The organism is Collinsella intestinalis (genome assembly GCF_902501455.1).
GTDB lineage: Bacteria > Actinomycetota > Coriobacteriia > Coriobacteriales > Coriobacteriaceae > Collinsella > Collinsella intestinalis.
Map to the genome: position 1 here is coordinate 14,384 of NZ_CABWIC010000003.1, position 19,566 is coordinate 33,949.

Consider the following 19,566-nt stretch of genomic DNA (forward strand, 5'->3'; position numbering starts at 1 on the left):
GGATTCCCGGGGGCGCTTTTTCTTGAGAGGCTGATTGCATGCCAGGAGAAGAATCGAGAATAGGTGCCCATTTTGCCCCCCGTGACGGTAGGGGTTCCGGATCGGGCGTGCGTCCAAACGCTGCTCACGGTAACGCGACTTCCTCTTCTCCCGGGGAGACCGCCGTTTTTCTCGCCGCCGCGCAACGTGGGTCCACCGAGCGTGGTCGCGAGACGTCGCTGAGTACGACGGCGCCCGATGAGACCGCCGTCTACCTCACTGCCGCGAAGCGCTCTCGCCTGTCGTCGAATTCGCATGCGGAGAGCCCCTTGAAAGACGAGCTTGAAGAGTGCCTGCGCGAGGAGACGGAGGAGGAGGTCGAGCGCCTCGCCGCCCGGAAGGCCAACTCGACGAGCATCCTTGTCATTCTGAGCCGTATTACCGGTTTCGGTCGGACGATGGCGCAGGCCAATGCGCTTTCCGGGGCGCTTATGTCCGTTGCGAGTTGTTACACCGTCGCTGCTGGTATGCCGAACATGTTGTACGAGCTCGTGATGGGCGGCATGCTCGTCACGTCATTTCTGCCGGTTTACCTCTCCGTCCGCAACAATCGCGGCCGTGAGGCGTCGGCCGAGTACGCCTCGAATCTGCTCACCATCCTGCTCGTCATTATGGGCGTCCTCTCGGTTTTGAGCTTCATATTCGCCGGTCCGATCATCTGGACGCAATCGGCGGGCGCGAGCGCGGATTTCGATTTCGATCTTGCGGTATGGTTCTTCCGCTTCTTCGCTTTCGAGGTCATCCTGTATGGCGTGTCCTCGGTGGTTTCGGGTGTGCTCAACGCGGAGCGCGACTATTTCGCCTCCAATGCCGCCCCCATGGTGAACAACATCATCACCATCGCGTCGTTCATGCTGTACTCGTTGGTGGTCAAAGGCGGACTGCTCGCATGGGACCAGGCACTGATCATCCTGGCCGTCGGCAACCCCTTGGGCGTGGTCTCCCAGGTGCTTATCCAGCTGCCGGCATTGCGCCGTCATGGAGTGAGGCTGCGTCTCAAAATCGACCTGCATGACCCCGCTTTGCGCGAAACGCTTGCAATCGGCCTTCCGACGTTGATCGTCACGTTCGCGTCGTATCCCACGAATGCCGTCCAGTCGTCTTGCGCGCTCCAAGTCACCTCGAGCGGCGCCGCCATCGCGTACTATTCCCGCGTCTGGTATGTGCTGCCTTTCTCGATCCTGGCCATCCCCATCTCGGTCACCATGTTCACAGAGCTTTCGAACTACCGCGTCGCTGAGCGGATGGATGCCTATCGCCGTGCACTCTCATCCGGCATGCGCAAGATCATCTTCACCATGATCCCCTGCGCACTGCTGCTTATCGTCTTCGCGCCGGTCCTCGTGGCGCTTCTCGGTGGCTTCGACGCCGAGGATGCGGCTATGACTGCAACGTACCTGCAGGTTCAGGCCGTCGCGTTGCCACTGTACGCGCTCTCGACCTATCTGCAGAAGGTCTGCTCCTCGCTCATGAAGATGAAGATCTATGCCTTTGCGGCTTGCGTCGCGGCGGCCACGCAGGTGGTGTTCTGTATCGTCCTCACGCCCGTCTATGGTCTCTATGTTGTGCCGCTGAGCTCCACCTTCCACTTCCTCGCCGTCGATGTTGTCACGCTGCTCAGTATTCGTCGCGAGGTGGGATCCTTCGGGTTCTCCTCCGTCATGCTTTCGGGCGCGCGGGCGCTCGTGTTCGGCTTGCTGGGATCTGCCGTCGGCGCCGGTCTGCTCATATTGCTCACGACGGTTGTCGGTCCGGTGGGCGGCTCAATGTTGCGCGGCCTGATGTACGCGGCCCTTGCGGGCCTGCCGGCCCTTTTGGTGGCCTATGGGAGTGCGTATGCGCTCGGCAGGTCTGAAGCACCGTTTTTCGATGCGCTTTTCTCTCGCGTGTCGCGCGCGCTTCACCGCGGTTAGGGCTGCGCGCGGTCGATATCTGAAAAAGCGGGGCGCCTTCTTCGGCGTCCCGCTTTTTCATGTCGGCAATTTGGGCGGCTGCTGTGCGCTTGTTTCTAGAAAGAAGTGTCGGTGCGCTCCGGATAGTACTTTGCAAATTTCCGGTACTGATTGGTCTCGGTCAACGCGACATCGAGCCTGCGACGCCATGATGCGTCGGCGGCATAGCGCTGGGGGTCGAAGACGCGCTTGGCACTCGCCAGGTCTTTCACTTCGTCAAGGAGCGGGCCTGCGGGGACGTAGCGCTTGAGCAAGGGCAGGGGAACCAGGGAATAGAGCGCCGGTTTGTCGGCGCGCCTCGGTTCGTCGATGATCCCGTCGATGGCATCGCGGACGAGAACCTCCATGGGGTTCACGCCGCCTGCGACGTTGTAGTAGGAGTTGCGGCCCATGCGGGGGTTGCAGTCGAGGAAGACCTCGCGGCCCGTCACTGGGCAGCGCTTGATATCGAAATTGGCAAAGCCGCGGTATCCGGCGTCGGCGAGAAGTGCGGAGGCCTTTTCCCATAGCTCGGGCTTCTCGCGGATGACCATCGCGACGGGGTTGCCGAGCATCGTCGGGGCGTGGTCCTCGAGCAGCACTTGGGCGGCGCCGAGCAAGCGCGGGGCGCCGTCTCGGCCGATATAGAGCGTGAGCGAGTCCATGTGGGTGTCGTCTCCGCCGATGAGTTCCTGCACGAGGAAGTCACCCGTGAAGCCGGCGTTCCTCAGGTCGCGCCACAACTCGTCGAGTTCGGCCTGCGAGGAGAGGAAATAGACCTTTTTGAAGCCCTTGAGGAGGAAGTCGTAGTACCCGGCGGAAACGGAGGGCTTGGCGACGACAGGGAAGGGGATCGCGCACGGCGCGATGGGCTCGTCTCCAGCGAGGCGTGCAACTTCGGTCCGCGGCGTCTCGAGGCCGTGCGCCGCACATAGCTCAGCGAACGTGTCCTTATCGCATACGGCGTCGAATGCGGCGCGGGGCGGGATGGGGCATACGACGTTTAACGGGAGCTTCTCGTGAATCGTCTCGAGCGCCTCGATCAGCGGGTCCGTGTTGGCCACGACGAGTACGCGACGCTCGCGGTCTTCGAGCGCGATGGCGGTGATCGCCTCGAGAAGGTCGTGTGCCGAGAGGGAGGCGACCAGGCGTCGATCGACGATGCGGGAGTGCTGGATCATGCCGACGAACCCCGAGCTCATGATGATGGGGAGGATGCCGAACGCCTCATGGAATTGACGGCACAGCGCGTAAGCTCCGATATCTCCGCCGAGGACGACGGGAATGAAGTCGGTACGTGGTGTGGTTGGCTGCATGAGAACTCCGATGACTCCTCGCGGTATAACCGCGCTTGGTTCGCTGGACATCCTGCGATTCTATCGCACTCGGAGCGGCCCGCGCGCAAGCTCACGACAAAGACGCGCGCCGTCGATGCATTCTTAATAGAACCGCTCGCGTTCGGCCGGTCCGCCCGTTTCCGTGGGATATGATTAACCGCTGTATCGTGAGGATATGGCATATATGGACCGGTGATTGCATGCAGGTGAAGACGCTATCGCGCGAGGAGTACGAGGTCGCTCTCGAGGCTCTTGGGGTCGACATCCCCGTTGAGCAGCTGCCCGTGTGGCAGGATTTCGAGTCGACCGTCGATGGCCGCTCCCCGTGGGGTTACGTTGCCGTGCTTCGCGACGGCGAAACGGCGGCGCTCGCCTCTTTCGTGCAGTATGAGACGCATGGTTATCGTTACCTGCGAGCCCATCATGCCCCCGTGTGGGCCGACGCACCGAGCGCCCAGGACGAGGCGGAGGCTCTCGAGGCCCTCGTCGCGCATATCAGGCAGGCCGACCGTTCCCAGGTCTTCATGCGCCTGGCCGTCGACCATGAGCTCCCCATGACGCGTTCGTGCCTTTCGACGCTGCCGTATGACACCACTGTCGTCGTCGACCTGTCCGGCGGCGAGGAGGCCATTTTCTCCCGCATGAAGCCGCGCGGCCGCCGCGATGTCCGCAAGGCTCTGCGCGAGTGCCCCGCTTCGATGGCCGACGAGACCGATCTCGCTGTCGCATCCTTCGAGGAATATCACAAGATCATGTGCGATACCGCTGCGCGCGACGGGTTCGTTCCGGCTCCTTGTTCCTACTACGCCAACATGATGCGGGTGCTCGGCCCCGATCACTGCCGTGTGTATGCCGCCCGTATCGACGGCGAGCTCGTGGGCTGGTCGCTTGTGACCGTTTCGGGTTCCGTTGCAACGCGGTATTACGCGGCCACGGTGTCGGGTGCGGGTAGGATGCATGTCGCCGACGCTCTGGTGCATTTCGAGATGATGCACGTTGCCGAGCTCGGTTGCACGTCTTACGACCTTATGGGCATCGGCAGCGAGTTCGCCCCAGAGACCATGAATCTCAATGAGTTCAAGACGAAGTTCGCCAAAGAGGGAACGGTTCGAATCGCCCCCGACCGCGACGTCCCCATCAAGGGCGGGTTCTACGCAGCGCTGCAGGGCGTCAAGAAGCTGCGCGCCCATGCAAAGGCCGTGAGGCGGTAGGCTGCCCATGAGAACGCTCGCTCCCAAGGGATGCCCTTCGCATGTTGTCATCGGGGCGGAATTCGGTCGGCGCGTATGCTAGGCCGCTCATCCGGCGATACCCCGCCCTCCCGCTCCATGCCTCTTGCGCCCTTTTCCGCCCGCGCCGCCTCCGAGCACGTGCGCGCCCAGGGGGGCGACCATGCCCCGAGCCTTGTCGAACAGGTTGCCGAGGTGCCCGACGATCCCGGCTGTTACCTTTGGAAAGACGCTTCGGGCGAGGTCATCTACGTCGGCAAGGCCAAGAACCTGCGCGCTCGCCTGCGCCAGTACGTCACGCTGACCGACGATCGCGCAAAGATCCCGCTCATGATGCAGCTCGTTGCGAGCTTCGACTACATCGTCGTCGAAAGCGAGCATGAGGCACTCGTCCTCGAACGCGAGCTCATCGCCCAATACCATCCGTATTTCAACGTCGACTACAAGGACGACAAGTCCTACCCCTACATCGCCATCACGCGTGGTGACGTATTCCCCGCCATCAAGTACACGCGCGAGAAGCATCGCCCCGACACGCGCTACTACGGTCCGTACACGGACAGTCGCGCCGCCCGCGAGACCATCGACACGCTCCGCAAGGTCTGCCCGATCTGCACGGCCTCGTGTGCCGAGTGGAAGCGCGTCCGCCGCTTGCTTGAAAAACGTCCGGACGATACCGACGTCATCGAGCTCATCTGCTCGAATCAGGGGCGTCCCTGTTTCGACTACCACGTCGGGCGCGGGCCCGGCGTGTGCGCCGGCATGATCGGTCGTGAGGAATACGCCGTGAACGTCCGTCGTGTCGAGCGATTCCTATCCGGGCAACGCCGCGAACTCGTCGATGAGCTGAAAGCCGATATGGCCGAGGCTGCCGCCGATCTCGATTTCGAGCGTGCGGGGCGCATCAAGCGTCGCCTTGAGGTTATCGACGGACTGGACGATCGTCAGCAGGTCGTGTTTCCCACGAGCGTGGATTTGGACCTCATCGGCTTCTATCGTGAGGAGACCATCGCCGGTGCTTGCGTGTTCGTCGTGCGCGAGGGGCGCGTGCAGAGAACCTGCGAGTTTATCTTGGACAAGGGCCTCGACGTCGATGAGGTCGAGCTGGCATCCGGCTTCGTTAAGCGTTACTACGATGAGACGGCCGACGTCCCCCATGAGGTCGACCTTGCGATCGAGCTGCCGGATGCGGACGTGGTGGGGGAGTGGTTGACGGGCAAGAGGGGGCGCGTGTGCCGCCTGCACCGCCCGCAGCGTGGCGAGAAGCACCGCTTGCTGCAGATGGCCGAGCGCAACGCCCGTCATGCCCTCATGCGCTACATGATGCGGACGGGGTACTCGGACGATCGCACCAATCAGGCGCTATTGCAGCTCGAGAGCGCGTTGGCCCTGGACGCGCCGCCGATGCGCATCGAGTGTTTCGACATCTCGACCCTGCATGGCGCCTTCACCGTCGCGTCCATGGTCGTATTTACGAACGGCAAGCCCGACAAAAGCCAGTACCGTCGCTTCAAGATCCGTGCGGAGTTGGATGAGGCCAACGATTTCGTCTCCATGTCCGAGGTTCTCGGACGTCGCTACGCCCCCGAGCGCATGGCCGACGAGCGGTTCGGCAGCAGACCCGACCTGCTGGTGGTCGATGGCGGCCGCCCCCAGCTCACCGCGGCGATGAGGCAGCTCGAAGAGCTCGGTCTCGACATCCCGGTCTGTGGCCTCGCCAAGGCCGATGAGGAGGTATTCGTCCCCTGGGACGATACGCCGATCGTGCTGCCCAGCGGGTCGGCGTCTCTGTATCTCATCAAACAGGTCCGCGATGAGAGCCACCGCTTCGCAATCACCTTCCATCGCGAGCTGCGCGGCAAGGCGATGACCGTCTCCGTCTTGGACGAGGTCCCCGGCGTCGGCCCCACGCGGAAGAAGGCGATCATGAAGCGGTTCGGTTCCATGAAGCGCCTTCGCGCGGCGTCGGAGGCCGAGATCGCGGAGGTCCCCGGCGTGCCTGCCGAGGTGGCCCGTTCGGTGTTCGAATCGCTCCGCGCACTCGAGGCCCAGCGCGTCGAGCAAGATGCTGCCGAAGGTGAATAAGTGGTATTAAATTATCTGCCTATGTATATAGTTTGAGGGGCAGTTCTAATACCAGCAAAAACCAGTAAATACCAGGGTACTTTAGGATGATAAAGCGTATTCCTGGAAAACTGGTATGGTCCTTAATACCATCCCGGAAGAATGTCAACAATCTCGTGAACGGTCGTTTTCCCGCCTGGGCGGAAGGATGACCGTTCATCGACGGGTTCGGCACAAAAAACGAATGACCCATTAGGCTTGAAAGGGTCTGTAATGTGCGCTGCCGAGTTGCAGCGCCGAGCGCTTGATTGGAGTTCCCATGCGCGATCTTCTGAACACGGGCGTGTCCCGCCGCTCCTTCCTCGGTCTTGCCGGTGGCGCTGCCGCCGTCGCTGGCCTTGGTCTCGCCGGTTGCGGCGGTGGCGACAAGCCCGCAGGCTCCGCTCCTGCGGCTGACGGTACTGTGGGCGGCGGCGTGATCACCGCCGGCTCTGCCTACACCACCACCAACTTCGATCCTTCCAGCACCTCTTCCGCTCTCGCCTGCGGCACCAACTGGCACGTCGTCGAGGGTCTGTACGGTCTCGACTTCCACGACTACAGCGTCTTCAACGAGCTGGCCTCCGACGATCCCAAGCAGGTCGACGACACCACCTACGAGATCACCCTGCGCAAGGACGCCAAGTTCTCCGACGGCACCCCGGTGACCGCCAATGACGTCGCCGACTCCTTCCTGCGCTCCACCGCCGAGGGCAACATCTACATCCCGATGCTCGCCCCCATCGCCTCCGTTGAGGCCAAGGACGACACCACCGTCACCGTCAAGACGGCCGTGCCGAACTTCTCCCTGCTGAAGGAGCGCCTCGCCATCGTCCGCGTCGTTCCCGCCTCCTCCACCAAGGAGGACATGACCGCCAAGCCCGTCGGCTCCGGCCCCTGGATGTACGACGTCATCGATGACTCCAAGGTCGAGATGGTCCCGAACCCGGAGTACAACGGCGATCACCCCGCCAAGGACGAGAAGCTGCACATCGACATCCTCGTCGACCCGACCGCCCGCGTTCAGGCCCAGCAGGAGGGCACCACGCTCGTCATGGAGATGGTTACCGCCGACGCCGTCGACCAGCTTCAGAACGCCGGCTGCCAGATGGATACCGTTGACGGCTTCGGCACCCGCTTCATGCTCTTCAACACCCAGAAGGCTCCGTGGGACAACGTCAAGGCCCGCCAGGCCGTCATGTTCGCTCTCGATTACGAGAAGATGATCGAGAACGCCTTCGCCGGTCTCGCCACCGCCCCCACCTGCTACCTGCCCAAGTCCTACACCAACTACAACGAGGCTTCCGTCGTCTACAAGCACGACGTCGAGAAGGCCAAGAAGCTCCTGGAGGAGGCCGGCGTGACCGGTGGCTCCATCAAGCTCCTCACCACCGACAACGAGCAGGTCAAGAGCATGTCCGTCCAGGTTCAGCAGGACCTCAAGGAGCTCGGCTTCGACGCTGAGATCGTGACCCGCACCACCGCCGACACCTACGCCGACATCGACGCCGGCGGCGACTTCGACCTCCTGCTCGCCCCTGGCGATCCTTCCTGCTTCGGCGCCGACCCCGACCTGCTGATGAACTGGTGGTACGGTGACAACGCCTGGATGAAGGTCCGCGCTCGCTGGAGCGAGTCCGCTGAGTGGAAGGAGCTCACCGAGCTCATGGCCTCCGCTCTTGGCCAGACCGGTGACGATCAGCAGAAGACTTGGAACAAGTGCTTCGACATGATCGCCGAGCAGGCCGTCCTGTACCCGGTGCTCCAGGTCAAGACCGTGACCGCCTCTTGGCGCGACACCCCCAACGGCGAGGGCGTCCGCATCGACGGCTTCAAGGGCATCGGCACCACCGGTATGTCCTTCATCGATTGCGCCACGGTTACCGAGTAATATCGGCGTAAACACTTGCATCCGCTCCGTCTGTCTGGACGCGAATAGGATATAAGAGCGTGGGGGGCTCGGGTGACGTGTTCTACCCGAGCCCCCCACAAGGCTTTTGGAATGTAGAGGGGGAAGAAGTGAATAACCTTTTGCGCCTTATCGGACGACGCCTCGTCGCGTTGCCCATCATGGCACTGGGTGTCACGCTGCTTGTGTTCGGCCTTATGTCGTTCACCGATCCGAGTATTCCTGCCCGCAACGCCCTTGGAGAGGGCGCCTCGCAGGAAGCGATCGAGCAGTACATGGAAGATCAGGGTCTGAATGACCCGCTGCCCGAGCGGTACGTCAACTACATTGGCGGCCTGCTCCACGGCGACCTCGGCACGTATGGTGCCGGCCGCACGCCTGTCGTCGACCGTATCGCCACCGCCCTGCCCGTCACGATGCAGCTGACGTTCATCGGCCTCATCATCGGCGCGGTCGTCTCGTTCGTGCTGGGCGTCATCGCCGCCTTGTATCGCGATAAGTGGCCCGATCAGCTGATTCGCGTGTTCTCCATTGCGGGAATCGCGACGCCGTCTTTCTGGTTCGCCGTCCTGCTGATCCTGCTGTTCTCTTCGTATATGGGTGTGCTACCCGCGTCCGGTCCGCTGCCGCACTTCACTGCGAACCCCGGTGGGTATATGGCCCGTATGCTCATGCCGGCCATCGCCCTTGCGTTCCCGCTCACGGGCCAGATGACCCGTATCGTGCGTACGGCCATGGTCGAGGAGCTCGATAAGGACTACGTCCGCACCGCCCGCGGCGGCGGCCTGCCCGAGTTTGTCGTCATCGCCCGCAACGTGCTGCGCAACGCGCTGATCACGCCCGTCACCACGCTCGGCCTGAAGATCGGTTACCTCATGGGCGGCGCCGTCGTCATCGAGGTCATCTTCAACCTGCCCGGCATGGGCACGGCCATTCTCGCCGGCATCACCGGCGGCGAGACGATGCTCGTCCAGGGTGTCGTCATCGTCGTGGCCCTGGCCTTCGTCATCATCAACATCGTGGTCGACATGCTGTACCTGCTCATCAACCCGCGCATTAGGACGGTGTAGGCCATGGTTAAGATTCGTGAAGAGCAAACTGCCAGGCTCGAGGAAGCTGCTTCCAAGGGCATGAAGTTCGGCGGTTTCAAGAACATGAGGATGAGCAGCAAGATCTCCCTCATTCTCCTTATCCTGGTGGCGCTTACCGCGATCTTGGCTCCCTTGATCGCCCCGCATGATCCGCTCGAGATCTTCACCGCCCGCCAGGCTCCCGGTAACGGCTTTTTGTTCGGTACCGACGACAAGGGTCGCGACATTCTCTCCCGTATGCTTTACGGTGGCCGCTACTCCTTGGTGATCGGCTTCGGTGCGACCCTGTTCGCCCTGTTCTTCGGCTCGATCGTCGGTGCCATCGCCGCGGTCGCCCGCAAGAGCGTCTCCGAGGTCATCATGCGCGTCCTGGACATCATCATGTCCGTCCCGGGTATCGCCCTGGCCGCCGTCCTCGTGTTGATCCTCGGCAATTCGGTTCCGGCCATCATCTTCTCCATCGGCTTCATGTACACGCCGCAGATCGCGCGTATCGTTCGCGCGAACATCGTGTCTGAGTACGGTGAGGACTATGTCCGTGCCGTCATCGTCTCCGGTGCCCAGGCTCCGTGGATCCTCATCAAGCATGTCCTGCGCAACTGCATCGCGCCCATCATGGTCTTCACCGTGACCCTCGTGGCCGACGCCATCATCTTCGAGGCCTCTCTGACCTTCATCGGCGCCGGCATCACCGAGCCCACCGCCACCTGGGGCAACATTCTCGCCGACGCTCGCGGCGGCGTGCTCGCCGGTCGTTGGTGGCAAGCCCTGTTCCCGGGCATCGCCATCATGGTCACCTGCCTTGCGCTGAACATCCTCTCCGAGGGCCTCACCGACGCCATGGCGGCCAAGCCCGGCGCCATGGTCGCCAGCGACGACGAGGACGTCGAGTCCCGTCGCGCCGACGACATCCTCGCCTCCGACCCCGTTCGCGCTTATGCCGAGCAGGCCGAGAGCCTCAACCGCCGTTTGGCCGCTTTGCGCGAGGTCGAGCTGCAGCGCACCGATCGCCATGTGCCCGACCTGTCCGTCAAGCCGCTGCTCCAGGTGAAGAACCTGAGCATCCAGTTCGACACCCATGGCGACGTCAAGGTCGTCGACAACGTCAGCTTCGAGGTCCGTCCCGGCCAGTGCATGGCCCTCGTCGGCGAGTCCGGCTGTGGCAAGTCCATCACCACCAAGGTGATCATGAGCCTCACCGACCCCAACGAGACCGTTACCGGCGAGGTCCTCTTCGGCGACACCGACCTGCTCAAACTCACCAAGGACGAGCATCGCAAGCTGCTCGGCCACGAGATTGCCATGGTTTATCAGGACGCCCTGTCCTCCCTGAACCCGTCGATGCTCATCTCCACCCAGATGAAGCAGCTCACGAGCCGCGGCGGTACCCGTTCCGCTGAGGAGCTCCTCGAGCTCGTCGGCCTCGATCCCAAGCGCACGCTCGAGAGCTATCCGCACGAGCTCTCCGGTGGCCAGCGCCAGCGCGTGCTCATCGCCATGGCCCTGACCCGCGACCCCAAGCTCATCATCTGCGACGAGCCCACCACCGCTCTGGACGTGACCGTCCAGAAGCAGGTCATCAAGCTTCTGAACGATCTTCAGGCCAAGCTCGGCTTCGCGATGATCTTCGTCTCCCACGACCTGGCTCTCGTCGCCGAGGTCGCCAGCGAGATCACGGTCATGTATGCAGGCCAGGTCATCGAGCAGGCTCCCACCACCGAGCTGCTCACGAACCCGATCCACGAGTACACCCGCGGCCTTCTCGGCTCCGTGCTCTCGATCGAGGAGGGCGCCAAGGATGGCTCCCGCCTGCACCAGGTGCCCGGCTCCGTGCCGTCGCCGCAGGATTTCCCGCGTGGCGACCGCTTCGCCCCGCGCTCGAGCCACCCCACGTTGGGCCTCGATGTCCATCCCGTTATCAAGGAGCTCCCCGGGAAGAACCACCGCTTCTCCGAGCTGCCTGACGCCTACCTCAAGGAGAACGGTCTCACGCCGTACCTCGAGCGCGTGGCCGCTACCGAGCAGGAGGTGATGTAGATGAGCGACGCCCAGAAGGAGCCGATCATCTTCCTCGACGACATTTCCGTCACGTTCAAGACGCGCACCGGCTCTCTGCTGCACCCCAATCTGGTGCACGCGGTCAATCACGTCACCATCAAGCTCATGCCCGGCGAGACCATCGGCATCGTGGGCGAGTCCGGCTGCGGTAAGTCCACTACCGCCAACGTCATGTGCGGTCTTCAGTCGCCGACGTCCGGCAAGGTCTACTTCAAGGGCGAGGACGTCACCAAGCGCACGTCCGACCTCCGCAAGAAGATGGGTCGCGTCGTGTCCGTCGTGTTCCAGGACCCCGCTACCGCGCTTAACCCCCGCATGATCGTGCACGATCAGCTCCTCGACCCGTTGCTGGTCCATAAGGTCGGCAGCACGGCCGAGCAGGAGAAGCGCATCAAGGAGCTCATCGAGCTCGTCGGTCTGCCCAAGAGCGCCCTGCGCGCCATGCCCGGCCAGCTCTCGGGCGGTCAGCGCCAGCGCGTGGCCATCGCCCGTGCCATGTCTCTCAAGCCCGATGCGATCATCGCCGACGAGCCCACTTCGGCCCTCGACGTGTCCGTCCGCGCTCAGATCCTGAATCTGCTCACCGACCTCAAGAAGGACCTCGGCCTGTCCATGATGTTCATCTCCCATGACATCCAGACGGTCCGTTACATCTCCGACAAGATCGTGGTCATGAATCATGGCCAGATCATGGAGGAGGGCCCTGCCAAGCAGGTCTTCGAGAACCCGCAGGACCCCTACACCAAGATGCTGCTCGGGGCTGCGCCTTCGCTGCTCCATCCCAACTTGGGAAAATAGCGGCTTGATTCCGGGTGCTTCGGTTTCGGGAGCGATCTTCCGGTCCGTCGCATCGCGGGATATGGGCGCCGCGCCGCATGCGCGGCGGGGCGCCCTTTTCGTTCATCTACTGTGCCCGGGCGAGGCTCGGGCAGCGAACATAAGGAGATACCCTCATGGCAAACAAGATCTACCGTGGTGTCATCCCGCCGGTCGTCGTCCCCGATACCGAGGACCGTAAGCTCGACGTTGCTTCCTTTGAGCGCAACATCAACCGCATGATCGAGGCGGGCGTCGACGGCCTGTTCTTCCTCGGCTCTTCCGGCGAGGTTGTTTTCTCCACCGACGAGCGTCGCGACGAGGTCGTCCGTGAGGCGGTCCGCATCGTCGACCATCGCGTGCCCGTGTTTGTCGGCATCATCGACACCGAGACCGAGCGTGTGCTCGAGCATGGTCGCCGTGCTCAGGAGCTCGGTGCCGATGTCCTGGTTGCCACGTGCCCCTTCTATGCCCTCGGCGGCCTTGCCGAGGTCGAGGAGCATTTCCGCATCCTCCACGAGGAGCTCGACCTTCCGATCTTCGCCTACGACATCCCCGTCTGCGTGCACACCAAGCTTCCCTGGAAGCTTTTGGCCAAGCTCGGCGCCGAGGGCGTGCTCGCCGGCGTGAAGGACTCCTCCGGTGACGACATCTCCTTCCGTTACCTCTGCCAGGAGAATGAGAAGCTCGGTCACCCGATGAGCCTGCTCACCGGACACGAGATCGTCGTCGACGGCGCATATCTCTCCGGCGCGGACGGCTCCGTCCCCGGCCTGGGCAACGTTGACCCCGAGGGCTACGTCCGCATGTGGAAGGCCGCTGAGGCAGGCGACTGGGCCACGGTCAAGGCCGAGCAGGACAAGCTCAACGAGCTCTCCCACATCTTCGATTGCACGGACGGCGTGCAGGGTTACGGCGCCGGCGTCGGTGCCTTCAAGACCGCCCTGCAGCTCATGGGTGTCTTCGAGTCCAATCAGATGCTTCGTCCGGTCAAGGCTCTTTCCGGCGCCAACGTCGAGGCCATTCGCAACGTTCTCGTCGAGTGCGGTCTGCTCTAATTGGAGGCAACTATGGCTGATACGCGTTATGTGTGCTCCGTCGATATCGGCGGCACCAAGATCGCCAGCGCCATCATGGAGTATCCGGCGGACGGCTCCCGTCCGTATCCCGTTTATTCTGCCGAGATTCCCACGAATCCCTCCGAGGGCGGGGAGGCAGTGTACTCCCGCATCGAGGGTGCGATTCGAGAGGCGCTTGCGAGCGATCCCGACCGCAAGGTGATCGGCGTCGGCGTGGCCGCCGCCGGTGTGGTCGACCCCAAGACTGGTTCCATCGCCTATGCAAACGAGATCATGCCCGGCTGGAGCGGCATCGAGCTCGGTCCTCGCCTACGCGAGGCTCTTGGGATGCCGGTCGCCGTTGTCGGCGACGTTCAGGCCCATGGCTTGGGCGAGGCCCATTGGGGCGTCGGCCGTGACCGCTATTCCGTGCTCTGCCTGGGTATCGGCACCGGTATCGGCGGTGCCTACGTCGAGGACGGCCGTGTGATGCGCGGCTTCCATGGCGCTGCCGGCCACATGGGTCACATCGAGTCGACGAGTGCACAGGGGATCCCGTGCGCCTGCGGTCGCTCCGGGCATCTTGAATCCGTGTCCTCCGGTACGTCCATCGGCCGCATGTTCGAGGAGCGCTACGGACGCGTGGATGAGTCCCGTCCAACGGTCGGTCGCGATGTGAACGACCTTTGCCGCCAGGGTGATGAGCGCGCGATCTCCGTGATTCACGAGGCGGGCTTCGCGCTCGGTGCGAGCCTGGGTTCGCTTGCCAACATCCTCGACCCCGAGGTCATCGTGCTGTCCGGTGGTGTTATCCATCAGGGTCCCGACTGGCGCAGCGAGACGTGGAAGACGAGTGTGGCGGAGGGCTACGCGAGCCAGGCGCTCGATCCTCTTCTCGAGACCCCGATCTTGATCGGCGAGCTCGAGGGCGATGCCCCGCTGATCGGCGCCGCCGAGCATCTGCTGGCATCTTTGTAATGTAAGCGCCCCGGCCCGGTCGCACAGGTGCGATCGGGCCGTTTTAGCGCTTGGATCTTCAATCCGAAAGGGGAGCGCATGCATCCCATCATTGAATCGCTCAAGGGCAAGCTCGTCGTGAGTGTCCAGGCCTACCCCGGTGAGCCCCTGCGTACTCCGGAGATCATGGCCAGCATGTCCCGTGCTTGCGAGCTCGGCGGCGCCGCGGCCATCCGTTGCCAGGGCCTCTCCGATATCGCGGCCATCAAGGGCCGCGTCGAGATTCCGGTCATCGGCTTGTGGAAGGACGGGCACGAGGGTGTCTACATCACGCCGACGCTGCGCCATGCGCGCGCCTGCGTTGCCGCCGGTGCTGACATCGTCGCCATCGACGCCACCGATCGTCCGCGCCCCGACGGCAAGACGCTCGAGGATACGGTGCGCCCGCTGCAGGAGGAGGGCGTCCTGCTCATGGCGGACTGCATGACCATCGAGGACATCCGTCACGCCGTGGAACTTGGCTTCGATCTGGTTTCCACCACGCTCTCGCACAACAAGCCCGCGATCGACACCACGCTCGATGAGGGCCCGGATCTGCCGCTGCTGCGCCAGGCCACGGCCGAGTTCCCCGACCTGCCCATCATCTGCGAGGGCCATGTCCATACGCCCGCCGAGGCTCGCGCTGCAATCGACGCTGGGGCGTGGGCCGTTGTCGTGGGCACCGCCATCACGCACCCCACGAGCCTGACCTCTTGGTTCAAGGCGGCCATCGACGCGTAGCCAGAACTTTTCCGATCTGAAGCCTGGCGACGGGCGTCCCTGGATTGGGGCGCCCGTCGTTTTTCAATTCCATCCTGCCCCTCCTCGAATCGTCGATGATTCGATTTCGGTAAATGCGATTTGTCGATGGGAAAAGGGGAGTGCGCCGACGCGGGGGACGGTATCATGGGTGGGACTAAGGTGCGAGAACATCTCGCGCGAAGGCAAGGAGGGTGCGCATGGATACTTCAACCGACCTGCTGTTCATGGAACCGGTCTTTCACGGCAAGATCTGGGGCGGCCGTAAGCTCGAGGAGATGTACGGCTACGAGATTCCGGACGGCCCGGTGGGGGAGTGCTGGGGCATCTCCGCCCATCCTAACGGGGATTGCAAGATCGCCTCGGGCCCACTTGCCGGCATGTTCCTCTCTCAGGTATGGGATGAGCGTCCCGAGCTGTTCGGCGGCCTCGATGGCGACCGGTTCCCCCTGCTGGTCAAGATCCTCGACGCCACCGACGACCTGTCCGTCCAGGTTCACCCGGGCGATGCGTATGCCGCCGAGCACGAGAACGGGTCACTCGGCAAGACCGAGTGCTGGTATGTCATCGATTGCGATGACGACGCCACGATCATCGTCGGCCAGCGTGCGGCCTCTCGCGAGGAGCTCGCCGCCGCCATCGAGGAAGGCCGCTGGAACGAGGTCCTGAACGAGATCCCCATCCACCCTGGTGATTTCTTCCAGATCGACGCCGGCACGGTGCACGCCATTAAGCGTGGGACCGTGATTCTCGAGACGCAGCAGTCCAGCGATGTCACCTATCGTCTGTACGACTACGACCGCCGTCAGGACGACGGGTCCCTGCGCGATCTGCATATCGACAAGTCCCTTGACGTTGTCGATTATGAGGCGAAGGCCCCGGAGACGGGAGAGATCACGGCCCCCGAGGTCGATGGTGTCACGCATCTGGTCGATTGCCCCGCCTACTCCGTCGACCGTGTGTATCTCGATGGCGCCCTTACGTATCCCGCGGCGAGCGCCGGCAACCCGTTCCTTTGCGTGACGGTCATGGCGGGCGAGGGCTCGGTCAATGGCAGCCCGCTCAAGGCGGGGGATCACTTCGTTGCAACCTCGATGTGCGACGACCTCTCGTTCGAGGGCTGTATGACCCTCATCGTGAGCCACATCTAACGCCTGTTCCCGTATGGCATAACTTCACCGCGTCTGGGCTTCGGCCGAGGCGCGGTGTTTTCGTTTGCCGTCGCATGAGGGGATATACTCGTACCAATGATTCGCTAACGCTTCGATCCAGATGAAAGGCCCATCATGTCCGAGCGCCCAGATACCATCTCGGCCGAGCGCGCCGACCGCGTCCCCGATATCGTCATCATCACCGGCATGTCCGGTTCCGGCCGCACGCAGGCCATGCACGTGTTTGAGGACATGGGTTATTTCTGTATCGACAACCTGCCCCCAAGCCTCATCATGCAACTCGCCGAGATCATCGGTATCAACACGGGCGTGGGGCGCCATCTGTGCGTTACGAGCGACCTGCGCAGCCAGGGGCTCTTCGATGAGTTACTCGACACCATCGAGACACTGCGCGACCATGAGATGACCTGCAAGGTACTGTTCCTCGAGGCTTCGGACGAGGTGCTTATTCGCCGATACAGCGAGAATCGCCGCCGTCATCCGCTCGCAAAGCGCGGCGACACGATGGCCGACGCAATCCAGCGTGAGCGGATGGCGCTGGCGAGCATCCGTGAGCGCGCCGACCTCGTCATCGATACGAGCCGTATGCGCACGGCGACGTTGCGTAGGCGCCTTCAGACCGCATTTTCAGAGCTCAGCGACGAGCAGCTGATGGACGTCCACGTGTTTTCCTTCGGCTTCAAACATGGGCTTCCGGTTGAGGCGGACCTCATGATCGACGTGCGGTTCCTGCCCAATCCCTTCTACGACCCCGAGATGCGCACGCTTACCGGTCTTGATGAGAAGGTCTCCAACTTCGTGATCGACCATCCCAAGACGCAGGAGTTCCTCGACGCCTGGTTCCGCCTGCTCGATGCCGTCATGCCCGGGTATATCGCCGAGGGCAAGCCGAGACTCTCCATCGCGATCGGATGCACTGGCGGTCAGCATCGCAGCGTCGCCATCGCCGAGGCGACCGGGCGCTACTTGGAGCGTCACCAGTACCACGTGAGTATCTCCCATCGCGACCTCGCCAAGGCGAATCTCAGGAGCTAACGATGCCCGATCAGAGCCTCAGGGCGGTTTCCATCGGCGGCGGTACCGGCCAACCGCGCCTCATAGCGGCCCTCCGGCTCATGGGGGCACATATCGACTCGGTGGTCGCCATGGCCGACGACGGCGGATCGACCGGCCTCTTGCGCGAGCGGGAGCATATCGTGCCGCCCGGAGACGTGCGCAAGTGCCTGTCCGCTCTGGCCGCCGACCCCACCGCCCCGCTCGCTCGCGCGTTCGCCCATCGTTTCCCCTACATCGACGACCACGCGCTCGGCAATCTGCTGCTGGTGGCTCTTGCCAAAGAGACCGATTCGTTCGTCGGCGCGATTCGCACGTGCGAGCGCCTGCTCGAGTGTGTTGGGCATGTGCACCCCTCGACCCTGGAGCTCGTGAGCCTTTCCGGGCGCACGCGCGAGGGCGATGCGGTGTACGGCCAGGCCCGCATCTCCTATGGTCTGCGCACCATGTCCGAGGTGCGCCTGGAACCTGCGTGCCCCGCGGCGAACGAGGAGGCCGTCGAGGCGATTCTCAACGCGGACCTTGTGGTTCTTGGTCCCGGTTCGCTGTTCACCTCAATCATTCCCAACGTGTTGGTCCCCGGGATCCGCGATGCGCTTGCAGCAACCAGCGCCACACGGGTGTTCGTCTGCCCCAAAATCGACTCGTTGGGGGAGACTGCCGGCATGAGCGTGGCAGATCATGTTGAGGCCTTGGTCGCCTGCGGTCTCGAGGGGGCGCTTGACGCGGTTTTGGTCCATCGGGCGCAAGGCCCCGAATTCGTCCATCCGTATGAGAAGCGCGCTTGGCAGCGTATCGTCGAGCGTGCTGCGCAGGAGGCGGCTGAGCATGCCGCAGAAGATGAAGGGCCGGTTTCGGCCTCGATGATCGACGCGGTCAAGCAGGCGCCGTTCGGCCCGATTGAGGCGAGCGTCGCGGACCTCGAGCGCATCGGATCTTTAGCCGGGCGCGTCGTCGTACGAGATTTCACGGGTGGGGAATCCCCGGCCGTCCATGATGCCGGGCGCCTTGCCGCTGCGCTCGCGGAGGTGATGAGGTAGATGTCCTTTACGGCAGAGGTTCGCGACGAGCTCGCGCGCTGCGCTCCCGAGTGCGCGTACTGCGACGTCTCGACGCTCGCCGCGCTCGTCCGGGTGTGCGGCACGCTCTCGATCAGCGGGCGCGGGGGATACCAGCTCCAGGTCGCCACGGAGACGGGTGCGGTTGCGCGCACGATGATCGAGCTCACGCACAAGATATTGAAGCTCAAGACGGACCTCACCGTCCGCCGCTCCGTCCTGCACCGCGTGCGCAATTACCTCATCGTCCTGCCCGATCAGCCCGATTTGGAAAAGGCCCTCATCCTGCTGGGCATTCTCGACCGCTCGGGCGGTTTGGTTGCCGGCGTGCCCAAACACGTCGCGAACCGCGCCTGTTGCCGCCGCGCGTTCGTGCGGGGCAGCCTCATTGCCGGCGGCTTCGTGGCCGATCCGCGCGGTGACTTCCATCTCGAGATCGCCGTGCAAGGCGAGCAATTCGCCCACGACCTGGCCGATCTCATCTGCGGCATGGGGGTCCAGGCTCGCGTCAACCCGCGCCGGGGCGCCTATGCGGTCTATATCAAAAGCGCGGAGGACATCAGGCGCCTGCTCGCGAAGCTCGGGGCCACGCGCGCCGTCGCGGAGATCGAAGAGGCTCGTGCGGTCAAGCACGTGAAGAACCAGGTGAACAGACGCGTGAACGCCGAGCTCGCCAACCAGACGCGCAGCGCCGGCGCGGCCCAACGTCAGCTCGAGCTTATCGAGGCCCTCGATGATTTGGGGTTGCGCCCAGGACTGCCCGAGGCGCTCGAGACGTTTTGCCGCCTGCGCGAGAATCACCCCGACCTGTCGTTGCGCGACCTTGGGGAGATGGCGCAACCGCCTCTGTCGAAGTCGGCCCTCTATCACCGTGTGTTGCGCCTGGAGAAGATGGTTGAGGAGGCGATGGCGTCGCATGAAGGGGATTGAAGCGTCTCAACCATCGATGACAACCCT

The 19,566-nt window shown here is 63.3% G+C and carries 15 protein-coding genes; 14 read left to right on the forward strand and 1 reads right to left on the reverse strand.

Translation table 11 applies throughout. The features are described 5' to 3' along the window. Nucleotides 1-308: 308 nt before the first annotated feature. Entirely contained in the window at nt 309-1,952 is a 1,644-nt protein-coding gene (gene murJ / locus AOBCEHNH_RS00780) for a murein biosynthesis integral membrane protein MurJ (protein ID WP_152062802.1), read from the forward strand. A 95-nt stretch (nt 1,953-2,047) separates the two neighbouring features. Here murJ and AOBCEHNH_RS00785 read toward each other — a convergent pair whose 3' ends face one another. Then, complete coding sequence (locus tag AOBCEHNH_RS00785) at nt 2,048-3,286, reverse strand: carboxylate--amine ligase (RefSeq protein ID WP_006723622.1); 1,239 nt, start codon at nt 3,284-3,286, stop codon at nt 2,048-2,050. A gap of 221 nt (nt 3,287-3,507) precedes the next feature. Here AOBCEHNH_RS00785 and AOBCEHNH_RS00790 point away from each other — a divergent pair, with 221 nt between their 5' ends. The 13 genes from AOBCEHNH_RS00790 (at nt 3,508) to whiA (ending at nt 19,539) form a co-directional block, all read left to right on the forward strand. Continuing rightward, nucleotides 3,508-4,518 (forward strand): lipid II:glycine glycyltransferase FemX, encoded by a 1,011-nt coding sequence (locus tag AOBCEHNH_RS00790; RefSeq protein ID WP_193221131.1) that lies wholly within the window; start codon nt 3,508-3,510, stop codon nt 4,516-4,518. 117 nt (nt 4,519-4,635) lie between these two features. After that, on the forward strand, nt 4,636-6,621 hold the full coding sequence (gene uvrC, locus AOBCEHNH_RS00795) for an excinuclease ABC subunit UvrC (protein ID WP_152062804.1): 1,986 nt from the start codon (nt 4,636-4,638) through the stop codon (nt 6,619-6,621). Between the two features lie 298 nt (nt 6,622-6,919). After that, nucleotides 6,920-8,530: an ABC transporter substrate-binding protein gene (locus AOBCEHNH_RS00800; protein ID WP_152062805.1), complete on the forward strand. Its 1,611-nt coding sequence runs from the start codon at nt 6,920-6,922 to the stop codon at nt 8,528-8,530. A 128-nt stretch (nt 8,531-8,658) separates the two neighbouring features. Beyond that, entirely contained in the window at nt 8,659-9,618 is a 960-nt protein-coding gene (locus AOBCEHNH_RS00805; protein WP_039910419.1) for an ABC transporter permease, read from the forward strand. A 3-nt stretch (nt 9,619-9,621) separates the two neighbouring features. Further along, nucleotides 9,622-11,676 (forward strand): dipeptide/oligopeptide/nickel ABC transporter permease/ATP-binding protein, encoded by a 2,055-nt coding sequence (locus AOBCEHNH_RS00810; RefSeq protein ID WP_152062806.1) that lies wholly within the window; start codon nt 9,622-9,624, stop codon nt 11,674-11,676. Further along, nucleotides 11,677-12,495, forward strand: a complete 819-nt coding sequence (locus AOBCEHNH_RS00815) for an ABC transporter ATP-binding protein (RefSeq protein WP_006723629.1) — start codon at nt 11,677-11,679, stop codon at nt 12,493-12,495. It abuts the gene before it with no gap. A 155-nt stretch (nt 12,496-12,650) separates the two neighbouring features. Then, nucleotides 12,651-13,571 carry a dihydrodipicolinate synthase family protein gene (locus AOBCEHNH_RS00820; RefSeq protein ID WP_006723630.1) on the forward strand — a complete coding sequence of 307 codons (921 nt, stop codon included), beginning with the start codon at nt 12,651-12,653 and terminating at the stop codon, nt 13,569-13,571. A gap of 12 nt (nt 13,572-13,583) precedes the next feature. Beyond that, nucleotides 13,584-14,549, forward strand: a complete 966-nt coding sequence (locus AOBCEHNH_RS00825; RefSeq protein ID WP_152062807.1) for an ROK family protein — start codon at nt 13,584-13,586, stop codon at nt 14,547-14,549. A gap of 78 nt (nt 14,550-14,627) precedes the next feature. Continuing rightward, nucleotides 14,628-15,308, forward strand: coding sequence for an N-acetylmannosamine-6-phosphate 2-epimerase (locus AOBCEHNH_RS00830; RefSeq protein ID WP_006723632.1), 681 nt, complete (start codon nt 14,628-14,630; stop codon nt 15,306-15,308). Nucleotides 15,309-15,526: 218 nt separating this feature from the next. Continuing rightward, nucleotides 15,527-16,477, forward strand: a complete 951-nt coding sequence (locus AOBCEHNH_RS00835) for a type I phosphomannose isomerase catalytic subunit (RefSeq protein ID WP_152062808.1) — start codon at nt 15,527-15,529, stop codon at nt 16,475-16,477. Nucleotides 16,478-16,612: 135 nt separating this feature from the next. After that, nucleotides 16,613-17,533, forward strand: a complete 921-nt coding sequence (gene rapZ / locus AOBCEHNH_RS00840; RefSeq protein WP_152062809.1) for an RNase adapter RapZ — start codon at nt 16,613-16,615, stop codon at nt 17,531-17,533. Between the two features lie 2 nt (nt 17,534-17,535). Next, the gene (locus AOBCEHNH_RS00845; RefSeq protein ID WP_152062810.1) at nt 17,536-18,591 is read left to right on the forward strand and encodes a gluconeogenesis factor YvcK family protein; all 1,056 of its coding nucleotides are present in this window, start codon (nt 17,536-17,538) and stop codon (nt 18,589-18,591) included. Continuing rightward, entirely contained in the window at nt 18,592-19,539 is a 948-nt protein-coding gene (whiA, locus tag AOBCEHNH_RS00850) for a DNA-binding protein WhiA (RefSeq protein ID WP_152062811.1), read from the forward strand. Nucleotides 19,540-19,566: the final 27 nt, after the last annotated feature.